Origin of the sequence: Vibrio sp. SG41-7, assembly GCF_014164465.1 — a bacterium.
Classification (GTDB): Bacteria; Pseudomonadota; Gammaproteobacteria; order Enterobacterales; family Vibrionaceae; genus Vibrio; species Vibrio splendidus.
In genome coordinates, this window is record NZ_JACJFF010000072.1 from 1 (window position 1) to 25,001 (window position 25,001).

The window sequence follows — 25,001 nt, forward strand, 5'->3', positions numbered from 1 at the left end:
CAGGGCGGGATTCCACTTTGAATAAATATTAGCCAAAGATTATTTTTGAGCGATATTCACCAGACCAACCTGACTTTCTACGTTTGGCAGCCAAGCTATCTTTGTCACTCTCATCCTGCTTTATCGTGTTCAACGCAGCACGATTAAATGCCGCTAAGTGAGCAGCTCCATCTGGGTCTTTTACTTTTAGTTCATCTTCTCTGAATACGACATCAAGAACCCAATGAAGCTGGTTTTCAACCAACCAATGCTCTCTGATTGTCCGAGCAGCAAGTTCAACATCAACTTCTAATGAACTAACATACCAGCGTGAATCTCTTGTTCCTTTTCCATTGCAAGTGCGCTCACTTGCCACTTCAATAAAACTTTTTATATGAGGCCACTTTTCTTTCAACTCAGGTGGAAGATTCGCCTCTATCTGCATGATATTCCGCCATTCTTTGCGACCATGCCCTTTGTTTTCTTGGATACATTCTGCCATGATATCTGGTTGATTATAAACAGCTGAAAAAGCTTCTTTCACATGCCTGAAAAGATTTGGTTGGTTCTTTTTTATCTGAATGGTGAAGTCGCCATTCTTTTCCGTGATTTTCGCCATTGTTGGCGCTAAGCAATGCAGCGAGTCTAAGGTGACTATTGCCTCTTTTAGGACTAAAGCATCTAGAACATCACGAGATAAACTGATTTCTTTACCTTTACCATGAGTAGATTGTTGATAAAGCATTAGCCCACTTTCAACATCATACGCATTGACAACGTGTAACATGCTTTTTAACCCATTTGTTTTAGTTCCACGTAAAGCCTTACCATCTATTGCTAAAACTGATTTTTCTGTTCGAGTTCGTTCAGAATTCAACCATTCAAACAAGGCATCTAGTAAAGCATCATTATCTAACGCACTGATAATGTTAGCAATGCAGTGTCGTTTGGGAATACCATTTTCAAATCCTCGATATTGTCTCAACCAGTCAATTTGGCTTTCACCAAATTCTTGAATGGACTTCCATCCTGTAGCACCACTGAGCACAGCAGAAAATACTAGAAAAACGACATCAACTAAGTCGTGTTTAACGTTAATATCATTACGTGGATCAGGTATGCGGTTAAGGCGTTCAAGAAGTGTCATTTTGTAGGTCGAGTAGTAAATAGATAATGATCCGATCAACAAAATCAGGATTAGTTCAGTCGAAAATAAAGAATATTTAATTCTTTGACATAAGCGAACATAAATCGACCGCATTGTTTGGTATTTAATCAATTAAACCCTACAAATCATATGAGATCTCGCCCTGGTATCGCAGCCCGACTTTGGTTAGGCCAATCATTGCTTTAACCAAGATCACAAATATCAATGAGCGCTGTGTTGCATATTTTATTTTTGAGTTATTTTCCTGCCGCCAATCATAAAGGAAAAATAATAATGAAAAAAACAATAGCGTTAGTGTCTGTAACCGCCTGCCTAAGTCCGTTTGCTTATGCTGATAATAGTAACGTTATCACCGGTGAATCACCTGAAGGTGTCTACGTTCAATACCAATCAACTAACCAAGTTAACGAGTCGATGAAGCAAGAGGGTTTTGCACTGCATCGCTGTGGTATCAATACGCTTCGTAATGATATTCAAGTTAATCAAGATTTAGATGTTCCTCACAGTCAGATCCAATGTGTGTATTCTAAACCGGGTCAATCAACGAGTGATGAATCTGAATTGCTCTATTGGCACTTGAACATTCTTTACAGCATGGAGAATGAGAACTTCATTGCTGAGAGTGAATTTGCTGAGCGTTATACCAGCGAGATCTATACCCATAGCCCTGAATACCTTCTAGATATTGGCCCAAATTATTACCGTCAGCGCTCGGAAGTTGAAGCTTTGGGAAGGTAGGTGAATGTAACCTACAAAAAATCTATTACTTTAGTGCGCCTACGGAAGAGTCATACTTGTCAGATATAGCATCTTGCCCTGTATATAAGGCCGACGGTGAGCTTTCTGGTAATATTACAGTGGAAATTAATCATACCCCGGCTAATTTGAGTTACAGTGAGCGACTTGTTAATTTTTATGCAATTTAATAAATGACTGTATAGTTAATAATTTAAAAATTAGAATTGACTTAGAATGCATGTTGGAATTGACGTTTATTCGCATACGCTAATTAAGCTAAGTCACATCTAATTGTGAAAAAGGGTTGGTATTAATAACCAACCCTTTTAATTATATTTTTGATGAGTACTCGGTTAGAACTTAACTTGGTAGTTTACGTTGTAAGTTCGGCCACGACCTTTGTAGTCATACGCTGCTGAATCGTAATGTGACGCGTAGACGATTTGAGCACGTTGACCCCAAATGGTGGTGTAGTCTTTATTCAGTAGGTTTTGAATACCGAAACCTAAGCTCCCCACTGGAAGCTGGTAGGTACCAACTAAGTCAAAGACGGTATAGCCGTTAAGTTTGTTTTGATCGTCATCTTCGTAATCAAACATCGTTTGGCTTTGTACTTTGACAGAAAGGTCTGTGTCATACCAACCTGCCCAAGCATTGGCTTTTGAAGTGCTGGCTTCGCCCGCGGTAAAGTCTTTCCAACCGTCATCGCCTTTCACTTCTGAAATCACGTAGTGACCTGATGCGCCTATCTGAATGTTCTCATGCACCCAGTAAGAGGCCATCGCTTCTAAACCATAGACACGCTTTTTATCGTCGATTTCTTCGATAAGTAGTGTGTTCTTGTCGTATTTAACTGATTTATCAGATTGTGAATAGTACGCCGCGGTTTGCAGGTTAAAATCACCATTATCAAGGCGGTAACCTAACTCAAAGCTGTTGGTTTTGATGCCAGACATTTTCGAGTCATTAACGTTGATGCTGTCGTTAAGTTTCCAGTGATCGCCAACTAGGGTGTAGTCGCCTTGTCCGTAGTATTTCGCTGGGTCAGCAAGATCAAAACCTTGTGAGAAGTTTGCCCATACTTGAGATTCGTTGGTGAGGTGGTAGATCGTACCGAGATTAAATAGACCAACGCTGTAATCGGTTTCACCGCCAGGTACTGCGTCGGCTGTAGTGCCGTTGCCAGCTGCAATTTTCTTCTGTTGGCTGTAGCCAACAAAATCATCAATCTTGTTAGACATGTATTGGTAGCGGAATCCACCTTCTACCGTCCAGTCATTCGTGATCGCATAATCAGATTGAACAAAGCCCGCGATAGAGCTGACTTTAACCCCAGCGTAACGGCCGACCTTCGCGTAAGTTTTGTTGATCAAGTTACCTGAATTGTTCGCAATCGTCGGATCGTAAAGCGCTTGGTTGCTGTCTAGTTGGTCTTGATACGCATCGATACCATAGACAACATTGAATTTATTGAAGCTCTTAGCCAGTGCTGTTTTTAATGCAATAACATCGGTAATTTGCTGACCAGAAGATTGGAAATAAGGTGTGTAAGTTTGGTCTTCTTTACGGTACGAAGCTTCAGCAATCAACTGATGGCCAAGGAACTGATCATCGACGTAAGAGGCGCTAAGCATAATACGTTCGGTGCCATGTTCACGGTCAGAATCAAAGCCTTTACGTACGTCAACAAAGCCGCGGCCGACAATGTACAGGCCGTAAGGTGAGTCTTGTTGGCTATCGTAATATTGTGCAAGGAAGTTGAGTTTCTTCGTGTCAGAGAGGTTCACGCCTACCGTCGTTAGGAAGTCGACCGTCTTATTGAACTGTAGTGAGCCTTGAGAAATATCAGGGGTAACGATGTCGCCATTAGCATCGAAAAAGCCTTGTGTTTCGGTGTAAACCACAGAGGTGCGCGCTTGAACTTTGTCGCTACCGCCAGAGATAGATTGACCGACTTTGTAATCGAAATCTTCTCCAGAATTAAAGCCAGTTGAGCTTCCAACAAAGGATTCAAACTCTAACTCTTCACCTTGCGCTTTTTTGGTGATGATGTTGATCACACCGCCTGAAGCTCCTGCACCATAAATTGAAGTTGCACCAGACAGTACTTCGATTCGTTCAATGTTAAATGGGTCGATGGAGTCTAAGTGACGGCTTATTGGACGAGATGATTGAAGTGATACCCCATCAATCATAACGAGCATCTTACGGCCACGCAGATTCTGACCATAGTTAGTACGAGCACCGCTGCTTACATCTAGAGAGGGAATGTTTGCCGATAGAATCTCGCCTAGTGATTTACCACCACGATATTCCTGTTCAATTTTATCGGAGTCGATGTACCAAACTGTACCCGGAATGTCACTGATCGCTTTAGGAGTACGACTAGAGACAACCACCATTTTGTCTTCGGTTGTGTATTCTTGTGCTTGGGCTGTAAACACTGTGCTGGCAGCGACAATCGCTAGTGCAACAGTGGAAAGCTTGAAACTTCCTTTTTCGGTTTTCATTTTGTTCTCAATCTTGATCAATAAAAGGCTGCACAAAGACTCATATCTGTGCGGTGACTTTGTTGTTTTTATAAGTAATTAAGCGTTCATCTTTACTGGTCAGTAATAAATGAAGCCTCTTAAATTAGAAAAGAGGTGAACGGTGGTCATTACTTATGACCTTAAACATACTCATCTCGATATCTTCCAAGCTTGTATACGTTCACGTTCATGTCACTTAAACGACAATCAATTCAAAACAAAAGCACGAAGCATTATCGTTAAGCTTATCAACTCTAAATAAGAATCATTATTATTGTATTTTTGTTGCGAAAATACAATATGGAAGTGCAATTTTCTTTTATAGATTTGGAATCAGTGGTTGGGCGACGTTGTTAGCCGTAGAAGAAAAATAGGGCTAGAGCCTTGTGCTGTATGTGTTGAAGTGGGCGCTAAGCCTAAAATTTAACGGGCGCTAATCGTAGGTGTTATCGTGAGAGTCAGGAAGAAAACGATGTTTGTGACGATAGAGGGACACGATAAAGGGCAGCCATGATTTGACTGCCCAAGTGATTAACTGTTTTTTGCCATGATACTGTTGATTAAGCTTTCTCGCTGTTCCATAGAGACATTCATTACGTCGTTGTAGGTGCGTTTCATGACGCGAATATCATTTTCCAGTAGCTGAGCTAGCTTTGTTGATGCTACGTGATTGTTACCTTCAAGTACTAATTCAATGATCTCTAGGCGTCGCTGACACGATTTAATGACTGATGATTGGATGTGCATCGAAACCAGGTCAGTCGCTTTACGAAGGCGATTATGTTGCTGCATGGTGCTCAATAAGAAGCGATTTCCTGAACATGCGGCAAGCTGCTCGTGAAACTCGGCACTGAGGCTAAAGAGTTGGCTGGCGTTAACAGATTCTGGGTTCGTAATGGCTTGCACATGGCGCTCTTGGCAGCCTTCCAGATCGGAACCATCAAGTATCCATGTTGGTTCGAGTAGGCCTGCTGGCTCGAAAATGAGTCGACATCGATAGCTTTCAGTGTGCCTTTCTAATGTATTTAAAACACCATCAAGCTGCCATTTGTATCCTGGGCTACGGCGAAAAATACCATCGTTTTCTAGCAGGCGCAGTACGCTTTGCATCTCACCACGGTTGGCATCATAACGTTGTTGCAGGTCTTTTTCGGAAAACGACTGACCTAACTCACTAAAGAATAAATCCATGAGTACACGAAGGTATAATTGTTCTTGGCGAGGTTGTTGGTCGTTGTCTTGGCCTGAAATTTCAATATCTGCTGCATCGGTTTGCAACACCGAACCCTTGTAAGGGACTACTTTAGTGATGCCTTGCGCTGACAAGTGCTTTAACACCGCTCGAATGGGGCTTCTCGATACTTCGAATTGTTGTGCCAATGACGATTCGTTCAGGCTGCTGCCCGCTTTCGCGTTGTCGGCTTTTAGCCTCGTGATGACCTTGAATAACAAATCTTGTTGGAGCTTTGTAATTGTTGTTATGTCCATGACGCTCAGAGTATGTGTTTTATCTTGGTTTCATGGTAAACACAAAAAGGTTTAAATACCATAAATTGTGTTTCTGTAACCAAAAGACAATGCTGATAAGTTTGTTGGTAATTGAACGGTTTGTCGGTAATTGAATAGTTTTTTGGTTATTGATAAGTCTGTTGGCAAGTGTGTTAATTAGGGGGCTAGAAGGGAGCCCCGCTTAAAGCCTTGACTTCAAACGGGGGAGCTGCGGGTAAAGTGACTTATAAATTGCGCCTATTTTCTCATTAGATAGAGGAAGTAACCGCCACCAAGAAGAGAGGCTAATAACCCCGCAGGGAATTGCCATGGGAACCATAATGTTCGGCCAATCCAGTCGGCAGCAACCATGATAATAGCGCCTAATAATGCTGCAGTGAGCATTTGAGGAATCGCGCGATATTGATGAAGCGAACGCGCCATGTGTGGCGCCAATAATCCAATGAAACTCAATGGACCAATTACGATGGTGCACAGAGTTGTTAGTGCCGCGACTAGCAAAAGCAAAGCCAATCGAACAGCGGTTGTGTTCATACCTAGGTTGCTTGTGGTGACGTCACCTAAGTTAATCAGCTCTATCCAGCGATTCAAAGACAGCGCCACTGCACTTATGATGGCAACCCCAACGGCGAGCAAAATGACATCTTGATTAGCGACTAAATAAGTCGATCCGGAAAGCCAAGTCAGTAGCGCGGTTGCATTCTCGTTCCCAGAACTCATCGCAATGCGCAGTAAAGCGTCGAGCCCCGCACTTAGCGCGATACCTGTTAACAAGGTTTGAGTGGGAGCGAAATTGTGTTTTCTACCCATCAACCAAACCAATGCCGTCACCGACGTCGCGCCTAGCGTGCCGAGCAGCATTTGCTCTTCTCGGCTGACAGCTGTGCCAAATAGTGTGCCGAGCACTAACGCCAGAGCAGCCCCTGAGCTGATCCCCAATACTTCGGGGCTCGCCATCGGGTTGTTTGAGATACGTTGAATAATTGTGCCCGCAAACGCAAGCCCGATACCGGCTAATAACGCAACCAACACGCGAGGTATACGCAGATCGAATAGCGATGGGTTGAGTTCAACATTCCAACCGAACTGGTTTTTACCTACTGTAAGGGCAAGAACACACATTACCATCAACAGCACTGACATCACGGTCAGTACTTTGCGCGTATCGGCGAATTTGTAGTGCTCAATGGTTTCACTGCGATTTTTGAGGTCGGACTGCAGCTTAGTTCGCTGCAGTAACCACAATAAGAAGGGAGCACCAAGCAGTGCCGTCATTGCGCCAGTAGGGAGCAGTTCGCCACCAAAGCCGGAGAATGGCTGAATCACTAAGTCTACAATTAGTAGAATGAAGCTACCCACCAACCCACTGACTAGAATCTGTTTCGCCAGTGCTCTTACACCGAGAAGCCTAGCGATAGCAGGAGCCACAATGCCAACGAATCCGATTAAGCCCACTTCACTGACCACGGCTGCGGTTATAAAAATGGCCAATGATAAGCAAAGCAATTTGATTTGTTTGATGTTGACACCAAGTGATGTCGCAACATTGTCACCGAATTGCAGCGCTGATAGTGGGCGTTGTAAAACCAGCAATAACAAAGTCGATATAGAGACTAGCGGAAGTAAGATCTGCACGCTCGACCAGTCATTCTGATTCAGTACACCGGCGCCCCAAACAAAAATACTGGTAAGTCGTTGTTCATGTAACATGAGTAACATGGTGTTGAGTGAGCCTAAAAACAGGCTGACAACCATACCGGCTAACACCATGTGTAATGGCGAAAAGCCTCGTGCAGAACTTAAGGTAAAGACTAGGCCTGTTGCAAGGCAGCCCCCAATGAAAGCGGGAATAAACCCCGGGATCGCCAGGTTGGCAGGTATTAAAAGGATTCCCAACACCATGCCGAGTTCTGCGCCCGCAGCAACACCCAATGTGGTAGGTGAGGCGATGGGGTTACGCAGTACAAATTGCATCACACACCCAGCGACGGCCAGTGCGAAACCACAAATCAGTGCGACAGCGAGCCGAGGTAAATAGGTTAGGTGGGTAATCAGATGCTGATAGTTTGAAGAATCAAAGTGAAACAGCGTATCCCAAATCAAGCCAACCCCTTGAGAGTAAGGAGCGGTAATTTGCAGTAGCGAGCTGATCAATAAAATAGCAGCGATAGATAGCGCAGCTGCCTTGATATTCAATCGTCCTGTGACGGTTTTTTCGAGCTTGATGGTAGCCATTATTTTTGGGTAAGCAGTTCTGTAATGTTGTCACTAAACCTTTGAGCGGCGATTAGCCCACCGAAGGTCCAGATAGTAGGAAGTTCGTAAACGGAGTCTGTGCGCGTAAACGCCATTGCTCGCCAAAGAGGAGATTGAGTCAGTTGCTTACGCTCTTCTTCCGTCAGTGGGCCAAAGATCATCACATTCGCCTGTTGGTGTTCCGCGAGCCTTTCAGTACCTGTGGTGCTAAAACCCCAGAGGTTGGTCTGCTCTTGCCAATCGTTTTTCAGACCCATGCTGCTGATGGTGGCTTGTGCTAATGAACCTTGGCTATGAATGCGTAACGTTTTGTCGTTGATAAAGCGCGCAAAGATCAGTGGTTTGTCTGAGTTGCCAGCGGCACGGACTTTTTCACCGTTATCGCTTAATCTGTTGCTTGTCTCATCAATCACTTGTTGGGCGCGTTGTTCTTTGTCGAACAGCTTGCCCAAAGATAAAGTGATGTTTGTTGCTGATTCAAGCGGCTGCTTTTTTTTACTGTAGATACTGTAAACCAATACCGGTGCGATTTTATTCAGTTGATGGTATGCCGCCGCCATATGTTCACTGATTAAAATGACATCGGGTTTTAGCTCCGTCAGCAGTTCTAGGTTTGGTTCGCGTCGAGACCCAACATCGGTCACGTTTGAATTCAGTTCGGGTTTCACTACCCACTGTTGATAACCTTGTGCGTCTGCGACACCTTGCAACTCAACGCCTAGGCTCAATACGGTTTCGGTGAGTGCCCAATCTAAAGCCACCACTTTTTTAGGTGTTGCATCGAAAGAGGCACTGCCCATTTCATGTTGGACTTCTAGTGCGTGAGCGTTCTCTATAGCAATGGCATTGAAAGCTAATACCGTGAACAGCATGGTGATGAACTTTTTCACAACAGGTACCTTTTTATTTAAGGGATGTAGCTGATAGGTTGCCCTGTCTCAGGGTGCTTAAAGAGCGCAAGTTCCATTCCGTAGATTTGCATCAGTGTTTCTGGTGTCATCAAATCTTTAGGCGAACCGGAGGCAATCACTTTTCCAGAATGAAGCGCAATCAAATGGTCACTGAATTTGGCGGCCATGTTGACATCATGAAGCACCATGATCACGGTTAAGCCGAGTGACTGATTAAGCTCTCTGATTAAAGCAAGTAATTCATGTTGGTGTGCCACATCGAGTGCTGAAGTTGGTTCATCAAGCAAAATACATTGGCTTTGCTGAGCAAGTAGCATTGCGACCCAAGCTCTTTGTCTTTCTCCGCCAGAAAGCGTTGCGACAAATCGGTCAGAAAAGGCGTTAAGCCCAACCTTTTCAATCGCTTCGTCTACAATGGCGTAGTCGTCTTTGCTGTAACGTCCAAACGCGCCTTTCCATGGGTAACGGCCAAAGCAAACCAGTTCACGAACGGTCACGCCATCAGTAATCGGTGGGTGCTGCGGCAGGTAGGCGACTTGGTGTGCAAATTCAAGGTTACTGTATGAGGCGAGGGGGTGCTCATTGAAGAGAACGTCACCTTCAGTTGGCGTGTTTTGTCGACTTAACAGTTTAATGAGTGTCGATTTGCCACATCCATTATGACCCAGCAAGGTGGTGACCTTCTTTGGTTCAAAGGTCAAAGTCGTTGGCGAAAGGATCTTCTTACCGTCGATTTCGAACGAGGCATTGGTAAGTGTGTACATAATGCAATATGAAGTTGAGTTATGGGCTGCTAGCCGCTAATGTAACACAGTGAAATAAAAATGATAATTATTCGCCAAATCAATCGACTTATCATTGTAGTATGCTCGTGCCCACTACGAGCTGACCAACCTTATCTAGCGCCTTCGATATTATGTCTGTTATACAAAACAAAAAATTTCAACTAATGGCTATTGGCCTTGCTTCGGCTCTTATGGGGATTGGACAAAATGGTTTACTCGTTTCACTGCCTTTTTTAGTGGAACAATCTGCTTTTAGTTTGCCAACATGGTCGATTCTTATCGCGGTAGGGAGCTTACTGTTTCTGCCATCCGCTCCATTTTGGGGAAGGTACAGTGATAAGCATGGCCCTAAAAAAGTGGTTATTCAGGCATTGGTTGGAATGGCGATTAGTTTTGCTCTACTGTGTTTTTTCGCCATGTTCAGTAGCAGTAGCAGCGGCCAGACATTATTGGTTTGTTTCATCGGTTTGCTGGTAGCTAGGATCATCTATGGTTGTACGGTTTCTGGAATGGTGCCCGCGAGTCAGCATTGGGCGTTGCTTCTGTGTGGTAAAAATAACCGTCTTCAGGCCATAACTTCGGTCAGTATCGGATTGAGTGCGGGAAGATTGATTGGGCCTCTTATCTCCATTCTGGTGTTAAAACTGTCGCCTTTTGCACCGCTGATGGTGATGATTCTGTTGCCTTGTGTGGCTTTAGTTGGCGCGATGTTATTGCCAGCACCGAAGATGGAAAGTGGACAAATTGAAGGTAGGGGACAATCTTCTTGGTTACCGAATAAAGCATTACTGCCTTTTTTATCTAGCGGGTTGTTGTTATGCGCGGCAGTAGCGTTACTGCAATACAGTTTTACTCCACTTATTTATTCGGTCACCCATTGGCCTACGGATCAGTTAAGTGACGCGATCGGCATTCTGCTGACCATCAGTGCAGCATGTACATTTGCCATTCAAATCTTGGTCATCAAGAAGAGAACACTGACGCCTTTTACTATGTACTCTTGGGGATCGTTTGGCTTAGTGACGGGATTCTTGATGTTCCTGATACCCAATATTTGGGTGTTTGGCGTTGCGATGATGTTTGCAGCTGGTGGCGCAGCGTTGCTTGTTCCTGCTTACACCTTATTCGCAACGGAGAAGCAAAGCGACGCACCGGGCGCGGCTGCGGGCTATTTATCGATGTCTCATACCACGGGTTACGGCGTAGCATCTTTACTTGCGTTTACGTCGACACTTAGCCCTGTTTATCCTATTTACTTGTGTATAGTATTTGCCATGTTGATTCTGGCAATAACCTACTCTGTGAAAAGAAAGACAAGCGCTGATGCTGTAGAGCAATCCCAATGATGATCGTTTAAAAATGAGTGGGTTACGTACATTACTTGTCTGTTTTTAAATCCGACATGTTCTAATCGTGCATGGTTGAGTTATAAACCACATCTCCTCGCAACACCGTCATCAACACCTGAGTTTTGGCTATTTGTCTTGCCGATATGGTCGTGATGTCTCGGTCGAGAATAGCGAAGTCCGCTGATTTTCCTACCTCAATAGATCCAGTAATGTCGTCGATGCCCAAGCTAGAAGCGGCATTAATCGTGTAAGCGTCGATAGCCGTGTAGATATCAGTTAGGCCTGTTTTACCCATGATTAGGCTATTCGCGATGCCGACTAAAGGGTTGATGTCGTGTACGTTCCAATCACTGCTTAAGGTGATATTCGCGTCGGTCTTGAGAATCGCGTCGAGGTTCATCATGGCTTTAGCACGGCGAGCACCAAGGAAAGTTTCGGCCCATTGGTGTTGATGCCTTGCAACGTAATCAGAGCCGACTTGGAAATCTGCGGTCACGTCTAATTGGCGAAAGCGTGGCACATCTTCATCATTGATTAATTCGACATGGGTTAGGGTGTAGGGCTTGGTTGAACCTTGTTTGCGAATGCTTTCTATCGCATCAAGCGATTCACGAACTGCTCCATCACCAATGGCATGAATGTGGGCGCTAAACCCTATTTTTTCGAGCGCAGTTAGCCACTCTTTCATTTGTTCTGGCGGAATATAGTTCAAGCCATTAGGAGACAGGGGTAGATAGGTATCTAAGTAAGGTGCGAGCGTTTTGGCTGTGCCATTGATAAAGATGCCGTCGCTGTACATTTTCACTTGTTCGACAAGTAGCAGACGACTTTTATCGTCGGAATACATCTTTTCAAAGACTTCTAATTGAGAAGGCATTGCCATCGATGGATACACCCAAGGACGTAGCGATACACGCGCCGTTAAGTCTTGATTTTGCTCGGCCTCTAGCCAAACGTCATACCAACCTCGTTTCCAATACATGCGACCGTCACCAATGGTGGTGATGCCGTGGGCTGCCGCTTCCTCAAGCCCGAACATTAACCCTTGGTAGCTTTGCTCAAACAGTTCGCTTTGGCTGTTCCAAGCCATCTCCATCACTTGATCGCCAGCATTGTCTAATAAGATGCCATTGAGTTTGCCGCTGTCTTGGTCTTTTAAATAAGCGCCACCTTGTGGATCTGGCGATTGCTGGCTGATTCGGGCAATTTTCAGTGCTTTAGAGTTGACCCACATCGAGTGTGAAGTCTGCTCCATGATCACCACTGGGCGATCCGGGAAGATACTGTCGATGATCTCTAGCGGTGTATAGTCAGAGTCGCTATCGAGCGTCGCTTCTAAAGAAAAACCATAACCCATTAGCCAACCTCTGCCATCGGTATCAGCATTGATCTTACACGCTTCTAAGTAGGGGATTTGCTCTTCTAACGTTGCTTCAGAATCCAGTTCACAATTGCCACCCAGCTCTGAGGCGGCTTCAAACACATGGTTATGGTTGTCAATGAATCCCGGCAAAACAAAGGCATTCTCCAAGTCGATGACATCGGTACTCTGGCCTTGAAAAAATTGCGCCTGAGCGTGGTCACCGATGAAGATGATCTTGCCGTTATGGGTAACGATAGAGTCTGACTCGCGATGCCCATATATGTCGGCATTGGTGAAGATCTGGTCTGCGGTTTGGCTTTGAGAAAAAGCCGATGGCACAGTGCCTAGGCTAGCGAATAATGCAATCCATGCAGTGCGTGGCAAAGTGAGCTTATTGTTCATTGTTATTTATTCCATGTTCCACTGTTTAGTAAGTATAGAAAGCGAGTAGCCAGTGTGAAACTCTACATGAATGACAAATAAAAGCCGCGCCTAATCAATAAATTGTGGCTTGAACAAATCTTCAATCACGACTCTTGTTTTAGGCTTTCACACAGATCTTTTTTGTATTCGTCATAAGAGTTATAGCCATAGAGTTTCCAAGTGTGATCACCCTTAATGTTGTGGTTGTAGGTGATCTCGCCTATCCACTGCTGACGTGTGGCAAGAATCATATCGCGGATTTTTAATAATAAAGTGTCCATAGTTGCTCTCCTGGTTAAGTTCACTTGCAGTATATTTAGCGGTGACAACCGGATGAGTATCGTTAGCGCAATGTTCAATACTTTTCAGTCAATGTGCTCATCTCAATGGTTTGATGCGTATACTTTCAATATTAAAACGTCACTGAGCATCGCAATGAAAGGTTACTTGGAAAAAGTGCCACAACGAATTGGCACATCATGGCGCTATAAGAAAATCGTCGAGAACGGTAAAAGCTATGGTTGGCACCGACATGAAGAGTACGAAATAGCGATTCATCGTCACTTTACTGGCCATAGCTTTATTGGGCATCACCAAAGCGATGTGTTTCACAACCACATGATCTTAGTTGGGCCTGATTTACCTCATGCCATCTATTCGGACGAGAGCACTGATGACTCGCGAATATGTGAAACGCACGTAGTTTGGTTTCGCAAAGATTGGATAGAGCAATTGATAGCGTGCTGTCGAGAACTCGAACCGTTACGTGCATTGCTAGAAGATTCAAAGAAAGGCCTGCAGTTTTCGTCCGCTACCGCAGAGAAGGCAACGGAATTGTTAGATAGGGTGATGGAGAAACCACCACACCAACAGTTACTCACCTTATTCTCATTGTTTTCGGTATTACTTGATGACCAAGAGGTGGTGCAGTTGATCAACCCGATCTTTAAGGGCAATGAAGGTGATGAGATCAGCGATAAGTTAGATAAGGTCGAAGCCTTCTTAATGAATCACTTCATTCAAGATATCTCGGTTAACGATTTAGCCAGTCACCTATATATCAGTGAAAGTAGCGTTAGGCGCTTGTTTCAAAAACATTATAAAGAGAGCTTCAGTCAACGGCTTAAAAAAATCAGGTTGAATGTCGCGTGCGACTTGCTGATTAATACGTCATTGCCTGTCAGTTTGATCTTGGAGAAAGTGGGATACGACAACCAAGCTAACTTCAATCGTCAGTTTAAATCCTATAAACAGGTGACACCGACTCAATATCGAATAGCAATGAAACGCCATTGATTCATTCGCAGACTAAACGATTCACATAAGATTCTGAATAAATTACAGTTAAGTGAACTATAAAAATGGATTTAACGTATTACCAAGGATGTAAGTTTATGTTTTCACAAGGCTTACTCGCATTACTAATAAAAACAAGTCGAGGTTAGGATGAAAAAAATATTATTACTGCTTACTGTGATTCTATTGGGTGGTTGTGTCGGCATGCCTGAAACAGTAAAGCCCGTTCAACAGTTCGAGTTGGATAGATACTTAGGGAAATGGTACGAAGTGTCTCGTTTGGATCACTCGTTTGAGCGTGGCTTAGATAACATCAGTGCTGAGTACAGCCTTCGTGATGATGGCGGTGTGAAGGTGATTAACCGCGGCTATTCGGACGAAGATGGCGAATGGAACGAAGCGGAAGGCAAAGCGTATTTTGTCGAAGGCAGCGAACAAGGCTATTTGAAAGTGTCTTTCTTTGGCCCCTTCTACGGAGCTTATGTGGTGTTTGAGTTGGACAAAGAGAACTATCAATACGCGTTTGTTTCGGGCCCAGATACTGACTACTTATGGCTGCTTTCAAGAACACCTGAGGTTGCACCAGAGGTCATGGAGAAATTCAAAGCGATGTCAAAAGAGCGCGGTTTCAATACTGACGAGTTGATTTTTGTGGAGCATGACAATAAGCCTAGTTCTTGATAACAGTTCTAATGCTTAGCTCTTGAGAACAGCTACATTTGATTAAGAAAGGCACCGATGAGCAATTCAACGGTGCCTTTTTTGGTTTGGCTTTGTTTTTTGTGTTTGCTAGCTCGTTAAGTAAGTAACTAACGTTGTCGACGAACCTGCAAAACACTGAGTACCGATAGTGAAATGAAGAATGCAGGGTCGCTCCAGCCAAAGCCAACAAAGATTCCTGTAAACGCTGCATACAGTGTGATGATGGCGCCAAGCATATTCGTAACCACCAAACCTTGGATGAGCTTTTTAGCTGATACGCCGGGTTCAATGTCTCTAAGCAACCAGCTTATCGCTGCGATACCACCCAGAAAGATACTGGTGTGTTGAGAGAGAAAGTAAGCGTACTTATCATTAATTTCCACACCATACATGGGCCACATTACAGTTGGGATAAAAAACAGTGCGATGGCAAACCCTGCGTAAATAATGCCGTGTAGGCTAAGAAAAGTTTTGTTGTTCATTACGTATCTCTCTATTTATTACTTAGCGACTTAGCTATTCAATATCTTTGTTGTCATTCAGCGAATGAACAAGTTTGATTAACCGTTGATTGGGCCTTTATTAATGGTAGTTAATGGCTGATTGACGTCAAAAATCACACCACGCACTTCCTCAACACCCATCTGTTTAAGGCGAGCGCTATGCATCGCTAGGTAAGTCTCTGCACTGAGCTGGTCTTCAAAAAGGTAGACACCACCGCCCAGTTTTTCAGCTTCGTTCTCTGTCCAGATTTTCCAGATCATACCCGGTTCGTTGTTAATAGACTTTGCTAGGTCAACGAGTGCGTTCGACATCTCTTCACCAAATGGGCCGCTAAATTCAAAATCGACTTGTAATAATTTCATGGTTATTTCTCCAAACAGTTACTTGGTATTGCGCTGAGACTCATGGTCATTTCGCAAAACGTAGGGGGCTTGATTGCCTGTTGGAATAGATATTACCTGTAAAAAACAGACAGAAAAGTTCATAATATAGTTAATAACTGTCAGGATTTTAGACCGATGAGATTGAAAACCACCCTCGACCAATGGCAAACGCTTTACGAAATTGACCGTGCAGGCAGCATTCAGGCGGCGGCAGTGCAATTGAACAAGAGCCACACCACGCTGATCTATGCGCTGAGAAAATTGGAGGACCAATTAGGCGTGACTTTAGTGCAGGTTGAAGGTCGTAGGGCGGTCTTGTCGGAGGATGGTAAATCACTGTTGCGCCGTGCAAGCAGTATGTTGGAACAAGCTCGCGAGCTAGAGTTGATCAGTGAACAGCTGGCGAAAGGCGTCGAATCTGAAATCGTGGTCGCCGTGGATCATTTGTGCTGCCTTGAACGCCTTTATCAACCGATGGCTGCATTTTTGGCGGAGAACAACACCACATCGATACAAGTGATTGAAACGTCACTGTCTAAAACAACGGAAATGGTGACTCAAGAACTGGCTGATGTGGCTATCATCAACTTGCCTATTACTAATTACTCAGCCGAAGCCTTTGGTTTTACGATGATGGAGCCTGTCGTTGCTAGCTCACACCCGTTAGCAAGTGCCGTTTCAGTGTCGTTGAATCAACTGTCGTCTTTGCCACAAATTGTAGTGAGGGATTTAGGTACACGATCTAATCAAGGCACTAAAAGCCAAGGCAACAAACAGGATGTGGGCTGGTTGAAGTCGAGTCAGCGCATTACAGTGGATAATTTCGACCATGCCTTTGGCGCGGTAGAGCAGGGAGTTGGGTATTGTCGACTACCAAAGCACATTGTGGAAAGTCGAGGAAGTGACAAGCTAATGGTGTTGAATGTCGAAAATGGCAGTGGGTATCACGTTCCGCTGCACCTGACTTTACCAAAAGGAGCCAAGACAGGCCCAGCTGCTAAACGTTTCTATGAGTTACTTCTTGAGTCAGCTTCTAATGTGAGCTGACGGCGACATGAACCTTGAACGATTAACTAGGGGCCTTGAACGATTAACGAGGCTGATTGCCGTTTAAGAATAGCGCGACACATTCGCGAGTGTAGTGAAGTCTTTCTTCTTCAGATTCTCCGCTATCGTGTCCGAAGAATCCCCAATACGCTGACTTACCATGGAACATAAGCAGCAGTTGTCTGGCTGCAATGACTGGTGAGCTTGATGTCGACAGTGTGAGATCACCAGAGTCTATTTTCGACTGCAAATAATCAGCAAGTAATTTGGTGGTTTTCTGAGGCCCAGTTTCTAAATAGATAGAGGCGATCTCTGGATGCGTATTCGCTTGGCTAATGGCATTTTGAAAGGTTTGTCTAGATTGTTCATCAAGTAATAAATCCTGAAACTTCACACCAAACTTCACTAACTCATCACCCACCGCAGCATCCATATCAAAGGCTGCAGGACTGAGTTCTCGCTCCGCACACTTGGTTTGCATGCAGGTTTCGAAAAGTTCGTCTTTGTTTTTAAAGTGAGAGTAGACCGTTTGCTTAGAAACGTTCGCTGCTTTGGCTATCTGATCCATATTGATCTTGAAGCCATGTTCAGAGAAAAGTTGGCTGGCTGCGGTTAAGATCTGCGATCTCTTCTGTTCACTCTTGATGATTTTAGTCACGTGCTTGCTTCTCGTTACTTAGTGTTGTCTCGTTACCTAGTTTGTCTCTTTGCTTGGTGCCTGTTGGTGCTCAGTTCTATGTGTCTCGTTTTACGCTAAGCATTATGCTTTTTGTGATGGTTTTATCAATCATTAACGATGAAACTTATTTTTAACACAATCAAACTAGACAGTCTAGTTTGATTTGGTTAGTCTAAAAAAAGAACATAATTGAGTACCGCATAGGAACAGTACGTATGTATAAATTGATGAAGGGAAGCGCAGTGGCAGTGGCGTTGTCGGCTTTTCTTGTTGGATGTGGCGAAAAGGAACAAGCCCAAGAGTCGGTTGATTCAACCGCTGAAACGGCATCGAGCGTCCAAACCATTTTAACGGTGGAAACGATGGTCTTGGCGCTGTCTCCTTCTTATGCAGTACAACGCGAATATGTCGGTGTGGTTAAGGCGGGTCAACAGGCTAATTTAGGTTTCGAGTTGGCCGGAAAAGTAAACGAGATTCTGGTGGATGTCGGTGACACAGTCACAACGGGTCAGCCGTTGATCAGGCTGGATACCCAACTTTTGGAAACCGAGTCTAGCCAACTGAAAGCGCAGGCTGAAGAAGTCAAAGCTCAATTGAGTTTGGTGGCAGCGAACCTTAAACGTCAACGTTCATTGAAAGCGAAAGGCTTCAGTGCCGAAGCTGAGATTGATTCGTTAACCAGTGAGCAACGCGTATTGCAGGCGAACTTGTTGCGTATTGATGCCTCGGTAAAAGGCAATCAATTGAAGCTGGTGAAATCGACAGTTCGTGCGCCATATTCAGGCACCATCGCAACCCGCTTTGTCTCGCTTGGAGATGTGGTGAATGTAGGGAATCCAACTCTTACACTGCTTGCCTCTGAAGGGAAAGAAGCCTTTATCGGTATTCCTGCCCATCAAATGAAAAAGGTTACTTCACTTTCCGCACCAAGTATTCGCGTCGGGCGAGATGAATTCGCTGTGAGCCTGTTGAATCCGGGCGCAATGGTTGACACACAGTCTCGCAGTGTCGGTTTGCGTTATCTGTTTCCTGAACAATCAGCGGTATTAGAAGGACAACTTGCCTATCTGAAATTTGACGAACAGATTGACGACCAAGGCTACTGGGTGCCATTAACGGGTTTGATTGATGGATTGCGCGGTGTGTGGAACATCTTTGTGATTGGTGAAGACAACAAAGTTGAGCGCCGAAGTGTTCAAGTGTTGTTTGCTAACAATCAACAAGCGTACGTGAGTGGGGCGATTGAAGACGGTGAACAAGTGATTGCCAGTGGTTTACATCGTTTAGTTCCCGGACAAACCGTGAAGCCAGCAAGCGTTACTGCTGAATAGGAAATAGCATGAAAATCATAGAGACTATTTCCAACACTCGACTGCTTATCTTAATGACCGCACTGCTGATGGTGAGTGGTATTTCTGCGTTCATGACGTTGCCACGTGCAGAAGATCCAGTAATCATCAACCGTTACGCGAACATTACTACCAGTTTCCCCGGCGCCAGTGCCGAGCGTGTTGAAACCTTAGTTACTGAGGTTATCGAGAACAAGCTGCGTGAGCTGAGTGAAGTTAAACTCGTGAGCTCAACCTCAAGGCCGGGCGTGTCTATTGTCACCTTAGAATTGAATGACACCATCACCGAGCCTGAGCCGGTTTGGTCTCAAGCTCGCGACAAGTTATCTGACATCGAATCCATTTTGCCTGCGGGCTCTCATTCTCCCGATCTCGATAGCGACCATACCTATGCTTTCACAACCATCGCATCTCTAACCTGGTCTGGTGCAGGCGAGCCTGACAGGTTAACGCTGGGTCGTTATGCCAAAGAACTCGCGAAGCGACTAAGAACTTTGTCGGGTACTGAATTCGTTGATGAATACGGGATGCCACAAGAAGAGATTCAAATCAGTTTACGTACCGCAGATGCAGCCGCGCTTGGTCGTTCAAGTGCCAATATCGCAGAATCGCTAGAAGGGGCAGACGCCAAGAACTCTGCCGGTGAATTGGTCAGTGCTTATTCTCGCTTTGGCTTAGAGATTAAGTCTGAGCTTGATTCCATTGAACGTATTAAACAGGTGCCAATAGCCACCGACAGCAACGGTCACATCATCCGCATGGAAGACATTGCTTCTGTGAGGCGTGGTGAGAAAACCCCACAAGACCAGATTGCCATTATTGATGGTGAGCCGGGTGTGATTGTCGCGGCAAGAATGCATCCTGATCTGAGAGTCGACAACTGGACGTCGCGAGCTAATGCTCTGATTGGTAAATTTGAGCAAGAGTTACCAAGTAACGTTAAGGTGACGGTGCTCTTTAATCAGCAAGGTTATACCGAAACTCGCTTAGACGATTTAGGCAAAAGCTTGATGATCGGTTTTGGTCTGATCTTGATTGTTCTGTTTGTCACTTTAGGCGTGCGTGCCGCGATCTTAGTCGCCATTTCTCTGCCGTTAACCTCATTATTGACCTTGTCGATCATGAAAATGACCGGTGTGCCGATTAACCAAATGTCGGTGACAGGCCTAATTGTGGCGCTCGGGATCATGGTTGATAACGCGGTGGTGATGGTCGATACCATTCAGGCGTATCGTTTGAAAGGGCAACAACGAGCAGAAGCGACCATGAATGCGTTGAAGCATTTATGGGTGCCGTTATTAGGCTCAACCTTAACTACCGTGTTGGCGTTTGCCCCGATTATCTTGATGCCGGGAGCATCGGGTGAATTTGTCGGTGGTATTGCGATTACCGTTTCTTTCTCATTGATCGGCTCTTACATCATCTCGCACACCTTAATTGCGGGCTTAGCGACTAAGCTACTGCCGAAACAACTCAGTGATGTCGACAAGAAAGGGCAGCACCATTGGTACATGACGGGTTTGAGAATCCCGGCTTTGACGCGCTGGTTCTCATCTTCTGTCCGCTTTGGTGTCACGCATCCAATCATCACGATTGCTTTGGTGTTGTTGGTTCCGTTTACCGGTTACTGGAGTATGTCTCAGCTGACTGAGCAATTCTTCCCGCCATCAGACCGAGATATGTTTGAGATTCAGGTTTACATGCCGCCGCAAGCGAGCATTTACGCCACCAAAAACACCTCTGAAAAAATCGACGATATCATTCATCGTTACCCTGAAGTGGAGCGTATCGATTGGCTAGTGGGCGCAAACTTCCCATCCTTCTATTACAACCTGCAAGCAAGGCAAAATAACGCGCCGTACTTCTCGCAAGCCATGGTGAAAACAGAGAACTTTGATCAAGCCAATGCGCTGATTCCTGAGTTGCAAAAGGTGTTGGATAACGAGGTGCCGGAAGCACAAATCTTGGTACGAAAGCTTAATCAAGGGCCTCCATTTACTGCGCCTGTTGAGCTGCGTGTTTATGGTGAAAACCTCGATACGTTGAAAGCGATTGGTGAGGATGTGCGATTGATTTTGGCGGGTGTTCCTCATGTCACGCACACAAGGGAAACACTGCAACCGGGTACACCTAAGGTGTGGTTGAAGGTCGATGAAGACACCGCGAAACTCAACGGTATTTCATTGAACCAGTTTGCTGGTATGTTGCAAACTACGCTGACAGGTCGTGAAAGTGGCTCGGTGATTGAGGGCAGTGAATCGGTGCCAATCCGTGTTCGTGTGGCAGATGAGGCGCGTGAGAACTTAGCGCATTTAAGCAATATCCGTTTACCAATCAGTTCAGATGCCTACTCGACAGGTATTAACGTATCGACACTGGCCGAACTTGAACTGACCACCAGTCGCGGCGCGATTACCCGTCGTAACGGGCAGCGTGTGAATACCATTGAGGGCTACATTGAAGCGGGAGTCTTGCCTCAAACCGTGCTCAATGAATTCCAAAAACGCCTAGAAAGTTATCAGATGCCATCGGGCTACACGATTGGTTTTGGTGGTGAATCTGCTGAACGAGATAATTCAGTCAACAGCCTGATCTCGAATGTCGCCGTTGTGGTGGTATTGATGGTGTTGGTGGTGGTGATGTCGTTTAACTCGTTCCGAATGAGTAGCATCATCTTCATGGTTGCAGGATTGGCGGGTGGTCTAGGGTTATTGTCGGTGTGGATTTTCGGTTATCCGTTCGGCTTTACGGTGATCATCGCGATGCTCGGGATTGCAGGTTTAGCGATTAACGCGGCCATTGTCATTTTAACCGAATTGAAGCTAGACAAGGAGGCTTCCTCTGGGAATGTTGATGCAGTCGTTGATGCCGTTATGTCGTGTACTCGACATATCAGTTCAACCACGATTACAACCGTGGGAGGCTTTATGCCATTGATCATCGCTGGCGGTGGTTTCTGGCCTCCGTTTGCGGTCGCGATTGTGGGCGGTACCGTGTTAACCACGCTTATTTCGTTTTACTTTGTGCCGGTGGTTTATCATTTGATGACTAAAAATCAGCGAAAAACCATCGCGACTCAAGCGGCATAACTGTTTTTCAATTTAACGCATCTTTGATTTAACGTCTCTTTAATTTAACTACTCTTCAACTGCCCATAATCGAGCCGTATCTGGCTCGATTATGGTGTTGTTATTCTCGATAAATTCATCCTAATTCCTACCTTTTTGTTGTGCTTTTCACCGTTATTACGCCCTCAATTAGTCAAATTCTCCTTTCTGTTAGCCACAATATTCTTTCTGTTAGTCATTATATTCTTTCAATTCGTCACATTAGTGCATCGATGAATGCTTGATTATCTTGTTGGTGAATGAGTGGGTGTTTTGAAGAATCTAACCAGTGAATACCTTGTAAATGGTATGTGAATTCACAATTTTGACGGGCGTCACACTTCTATTTATTCGCTCTTTCTAATGTACCTTGAACTTGCCCCGAGCTTTGGTGGTGAGCGAGTGTTTATCTACTTTTTCTAAATCCCTTGTCAGTACTGGCTCCATCCGTGTAGCACGCTATTGATGTGTGTCTTAATCGCTTACTGCTTCTTAGTTTTCGTCTTCATAAATGGAAGGTTAGTTTCCAAGTTTGTTTGGTGAGCTTTCAATTTCAACTCTTCATAATGCGCCAAATGTAACAATGCATTTCAAAGTGTAACAATTAAGTCATGTTTTCTGTGTGGTTTTAACCCGGCAGTAACGAACCTTATTGCATTGCTTTTTGAGATGCGGCGTTTCACATGCTCAACACATAAATATTCTAATGACCATGACAACCAGTACTCGGGCGTTCGTTCTGAGGCTGGATAACCATCGAGAAAGTTAATGGAAGCTTCAAGATATAAACGCATTTTATCGAGAGCAAATCTGTCGAGGATTGGTTTGGTGGGAACCGTCCTGATGCTCGAAGGATGTAACTCCGCATTGCTCGACCCAAAAGGTAGCGTTGGCGTTCAGGAAAAGGAGCTGATTATTACTGCTCTGTTGCTGATGCTGATTGTCGTCATCCCCGTGATCCTGATGACCATCTACTTTGCTTATAGATACCGTGAAAGCAACACCACAGAAGAGTATGCACCTGACTGGGCGCACTCAACCAAAATTGAAATAGTGGTATGGACGATTCCAATCATCATCATCGCGATTCTAGCCACCATCACTTGGCGAACAACACACGAACTGGAGCCTTCCAAGCCTCTGGAGAGTGACGTTAAGCCTATGGTGATCGAAGTGGTCTCTCTGGACTGGAAGTGGCTGTTCATCTATCCGGAGCAAAACATTGCGACGGTTAACTATGTTGCGTTCCCGAAAGATGTACCGGTGACCTTTAAGCTAACTTCAGACAACATCATGAACGCATTCTTTATCCCGCGTCTTGGTTCGCAGATCTACGCGATGCCAGGAATGGTGACCAAGCTGAATTTGATCGCGAACCACGAAGGTGACTTCAAAGGTTTTGCATCGAACTACAGTGGTAAAGGGTTCTCTCAAATGAAATTCACCGCATCAGCTCTGCCTGATCAAGTGGCGTTTTTAAACTGGGTGGAGAAAGTGAAAGCAAGTCCTGATCGTATTGAAGATTGGGAGCAGTTCCGTTCATTGGCCGCGCCAAGTGTGGCTGAACCTGTGACGCTGTTTTCTAGTATCCCACCATTTTTATTCACTGATGTCGTGACCCAGCACCCTGGTTCAATGAACTGTTTGCCGGAAACCCAAGGATAATCGTCATGTTTGGAAGATTAACTCTAGACTCAATTCCCTACCACGAACCCATTATTTTGATCACCTTAACCATGATCGCTTTAGTGGGTAGTTTAGTGGTGTATGCGGTAACAAAAGCCGGTAAGTGGCAATACCTATGGAATGAATGGTTTACGTCTGTAGACCACAAAAAACTAGGCTTCATGTACATTGCGGTCGCGATGGTGATGTTAGTTCGTGGCTTTGCCGATGCGGTCATGATGCGCAGTCAGCAATTGCTTTCTGCAGCGGGTGAGACTGGCTATTTACCGCCACATCACTACGACCAAATCTTCACGGCTCACGGCGTGATCATGATTTTCTTCGTCGCGATGCCTCTGGTTATCGGCTTGATGAACATCATCGTGCCGCTGCAAATTGGCGCTCGTGATGTTGCATTCCCTTATCTGAATAACTTGAGCTTCTGGCTGTTTGTGGTGGGTATTATCCTAACCAACATGTCGCTTGGCTTGGGTGAGTTTGGCCGTACGGGTTGGTTGGCGTATCCGCCGTTGTCTGGCATTGAGGCGAGCCCGGGAGTCGGGGTCGATTATTGGATATGGGCACTGCAAATATCCGGTGTGGGTACCACGTTAACGGGTGTGAACTTCTTCGCGACTATTTTGCGCATGCGTACTCCATCTATGCCAATGATGAAGATGCCAGTGTTCACTTGGGCATCTCTGTGTGCCAACATCCTGATCATCATCTCTTTCCCAATCCTAACGGTCACTATCGCGTTACTGACTTTGGATAGATACATCGGCACGCACTTCTTCACCAATGACCTTGGTGGCAACGTGATGATGTATGTGAACTTGATTTGGGCATGGGGACACCCTGAGGTGTACATCCTAATTTTGCCTATCTTCGGTGTGTTCTCTGAAGTGACTGCAACCTTCTCTCGCAAAAAATTGTTTGGTTATACCTCGCTGGTATGGGCGACGGTGGCTATTACTATTTTAGCGTTTGTGGTTTGGCTGCATCACTTCTTCACCATGGGTTCTGGCGCCAATGTGAATGCCTTCTTCGGCATCGCTACCATGATTATCTCTATCCCAACCGGGGTTAAGATCTTCAACTGGCTATTCACCATGTACAAAGGTCGTATTCGCTTTACCACTCCAATGATGTGGACGGTCGGTTTCCTAATCACCTTTACTGTAGGTGGTATGACGGGCGTATTGATGGCGGTTCCGGGTGCGGATTTCATTCTGCATAACTCGGTATTCCTGATTG

General features: G+C 45.1%; 20 protein-coding genes. 9 read left to right on the forward strand and 11 right to left on the reverse strand.

Features of this window, described 5'->3' with window-relative positions; genetic code table 11:
• Nucleotides 1-28 precede the first annotated feature (28 nt).
• Entirely contained in the window at nucleotides 29-1,126 is a 1,098-nt protein-coding gene (locus tag H5300_RS17560; RefSeq protein WP_182796516.1) for an ISAs1 family transposase, read from the reverse strand.
• A gap of 294 nt (nucleotides 1,127-1,420) precedes the next feature.
• Here H5300_RS17560 and H5300_RS17565 point away from each other — a divergent pair, with 294 nt between their 5' ends.
• The gene (locus H5300_RS17565; protein ID WP_259397701.1) at nucleotides 1,421-1,885 is read left to right on the forward strand and encodes a hypothetical protein; all 465 of its coding nucleotides are present in this window, start codon (nucleotides 1,421-1,423) and stop codon (nucleotides 1,883-1,885) included.
• Nucleotides 1,886-2,238: 353 nt separating this feature from the next.
• Here H5300_RS17565 and H5300_RS17570 read toward each other — a convergent pair whose 3' ends face one another.
• The 5 genes from H5300_RS17570 to H5300_RS17590 form a co-directional block, all read right to left on the reverse strand.
• On the reverse strand, nucleotides 2,239-4,395 hold the full coding sequence (locus tag H5300_RS17570; protein ID WP_182796517.1) for a TonB-dependent receptor: 2,157 nt from the start codon (nucleotides 4,393-4,395) through the stop codon (nucleotides 2,239-2,241).
• Between the two features lie 552 nt (nucleotides 4,396-4,947).
• Nucleotides 4,948-5,904, reverse strand: a complete 957-nt coding sequence (locus H5300_RS17575) for a GntR family transcriptional regulator (RefSeq protein WP_017078906.1) — start codon at nucleotides 5,902-5,904, stop codon at nucleotides 4,948-4,950.
• Between the two features lie 258 nt (nucleotides 5,905-6,162).
• Entirely contained in the window at nucleotides 6,163-8,160 is a 1,998-nt protein-coding gene (gene fhuB, locus H5300_RS17580) for a Fe(3+)-hydroxamate ABC transporter permease FhuB (RefSeq protein WP_182796518.1), read from the reverse strand.
• Nucleotides 8,160-9,071, reverse strand: a complete 912-nt coding sequence (locus tag H5300_RS17585) for an ABC transporter substrate-binding protein (RefSeq protein WP_102560135.1) — start codon at nucleotides 9,069-9,071, stop codon at nucleotides 8,160-8,162. The genes fhuB and H5300_RS17585 overlap by 1 nt, the downstream gene beginning before the upstream one ends.
• A 17-nt stretch (nucleotides 9,072-9,088) precedes the next feature.
• Nucleotides 9,089-9,856 carry an ABC transporter ATP-binding protein gene (locus H5300_RS17590; RefSeq protein ID WP_182796519.1) on the reverse strand — a complete coding sequence of 256 codons (768 nt, stop codon included), beginning with the start codon at nucleotides 9,854-9,856 and terminating at the stop codon, nucleotides 9,089-9,091.
• Between the two features lie 152 nt (nucleotides 9,857-10,008).
• On the opposite strand from H5300_RS17590, the gene H5300_RS17595 reads away from it, so the two are divergent.
• Nucleotides 10,009-11,223 (forward strand): MFS transporter, encoded by a 1,215-nt coding sequence (locus H5300_RS17595; RefSeq protein ID WP_182796520.1) that lies wholly within the window; start codon nucleotides 10,009-10,011, stop codon nucleotides 11,221-11,223.
• A 61-nt stretch (nucleotides 11,224-11,284) separates the two neighbouring features.
• Here H5300_RS17595 and H5300_RS17600 read toward each other — a convergent pair whose 3' ends face one another.
• Entirely contained in the window at nucleotides 11,285-12,991 is a 1,707-nt protein-coding gene (locus tag H5300_RS17600) for an amidohydrolase (protein WP_182796521.1), read from the reverse strand.
• A gap of 125 nt (nucleotides 12,992-13,116) precedes the next feature.
• Nucleotides 13,117-13,293 carry a hypothetical protein gene (locus tag H5300_RS17605; RefSeq protein WP_017084638.1) on the reverse strand — a complete coding sequence of 59 codons (177 nt, stop codon included), beginning with the start codon at nucleotides 13,291-13,293 and terminating at the stop codon, nucleotides 13,117-13,119.
• Nucleotides 13,294-13,345: 52 nt separating this feature from the next.
• Here H5300_RS17605 and H5300_RS17610 point away from each other — a divergent pair, with 52 nt between their 5' ends.
• Complete coding sequence (locus H5300_RS17610) at nucleotides 13,346-14,308, forward strand: AraC family transcriptional regulator (protein WP_182796522.1); 963 nt, start codon at nucleotides 13,346-13,348, stop codon at nucleotides 14,306-14,308.
• Nucleotides 14,309-14,458: 150 nt separating this feature from the next.
• Nucleotides 14,459-14,989 (forward strand): lipocalin family protein, encoded by a 531-nt coding sequence (locus H5300_RS17615; protein ID WP_182796523.1) that lies wholly within the window; start codon nucleotides 14,459-14,461, stop codon nucleotides 14,987-14,989.
• A gap of 128 nt (nucleotides 14,990-15,117) precedes the next feature.
• Here the strand turns inward: H5300_RS17615 and H5300_RS17620 are convergent, their stop codons facing one another.
• Nucleotides 15,118-15,492: a hypothetical protein gene (locus H5300_RS17620; protein WP_017086126.1), complete on the reverse strand. Its 375-nt coding sequence runs from the start codon at nucleotides 15,490-15,492 to the stop codon at nucleotides 15,118-15,120.
• 78 nt (nucleotides 15,493-15,570) lie between these two features.
• Nucleotides 15,571-15,876 (reverse strand): monooxygenase, encoded by a 306-nt coding sequence (locus tag H5300_RS17625; protein WP_017078913.1) that lies wholly within the window; start codon nucleotides 15,874-15,876, stop codon nucleotides 15,571-15,573.
• Between the two features lie 156 nt (nucleotides 15,877-16,032).
• Here H5300_RS17625 and H5300_RS17630 point away from each other — a divergent pair, with 156 nt between their 5' ends.
• Nucleotides 16,033-16,944, forward strand: coding sequence for a LysR family transcriptional regulator (locus H5300_RS17630; RefSeq protein WP_017095207.1), 912 nt, complete (start codon nucleotides 16,033-16,035; stop codon nucleotides 16,942-16,944).
• Nucleotides 16,945-16,987: 43 nt separating this feature from the next.
• Here H5300_RS17630 and H5300_RS17635 read toward each other — a convergent pair whose 3' ends face one another.
• On the reverse strand, nucleotides 16,988-17,602 hold the full coding sequence (locus H5300_RS17635; protein ID WP_004736309.1) for a TetR/AcrR family transcriptional regulator: 615 nt from the start codon (nucleotides 17,600-17,602) through the stop codon (nucleotides 16,988-16,990).
• A gap of 236 nt (nucleotides 17,603-17,838) precedes the next feature.
• Here H5300_RS17635 and H5300_RS17640 point away from each other — a divergent pair, with 236 nt between their 5' ends.
• The 4 genes from H5300_RS17640 to H5300_RS17655 all read left to right on the forward strand — a co-directional run.
• Entirely contained in the window at nucleotides 17,839-18,954 is a 1,116-nt protein-coding gene (locus tag H5300_RS17640; RefSeq protein WP_108155496.1) for an efflux RND transporter periplasmic adaptor subunit, read from the forward strand.
• Between the two features lie 8 nt (nucleotides 18,955-18,962).
• The gene (locus tag H5300_RS17645; RefSeq protein WP_182796524.1) at nucleotides 18,963-22,061 is read left to right on the forward strand and encodes an efflux RND transporter permease subunit; all 3,099 of its coding nucleotides are present in this window, start codon (nucleotides 18,963-18,965) and stop codon (nucleotides 22,059-22,061) included.
• Between the two features lie 786 nt (nucleotides 22,062-22,847).
• Entirely contained in the window at nucleotides 22,848-23,744 is an 897-nt protein-coding gene (cyoA, locus tag H5300_RS17650) for a ubiquinol oxidase subunit II (protein WP_182796525.1), read from the forward strand.
• A gap of 5 nt (nucleotides 23,745-23,749) precedes the next feature.
• Nucleotides 23,750-25,001 (forward strand): cbb3-type cytochrome c oxidase subunit I (locus H5300_RS17655; RefSeq protein WP_182796526.1); only part of this gene is annotated, 1,252 nt, incomplete at its 3' end.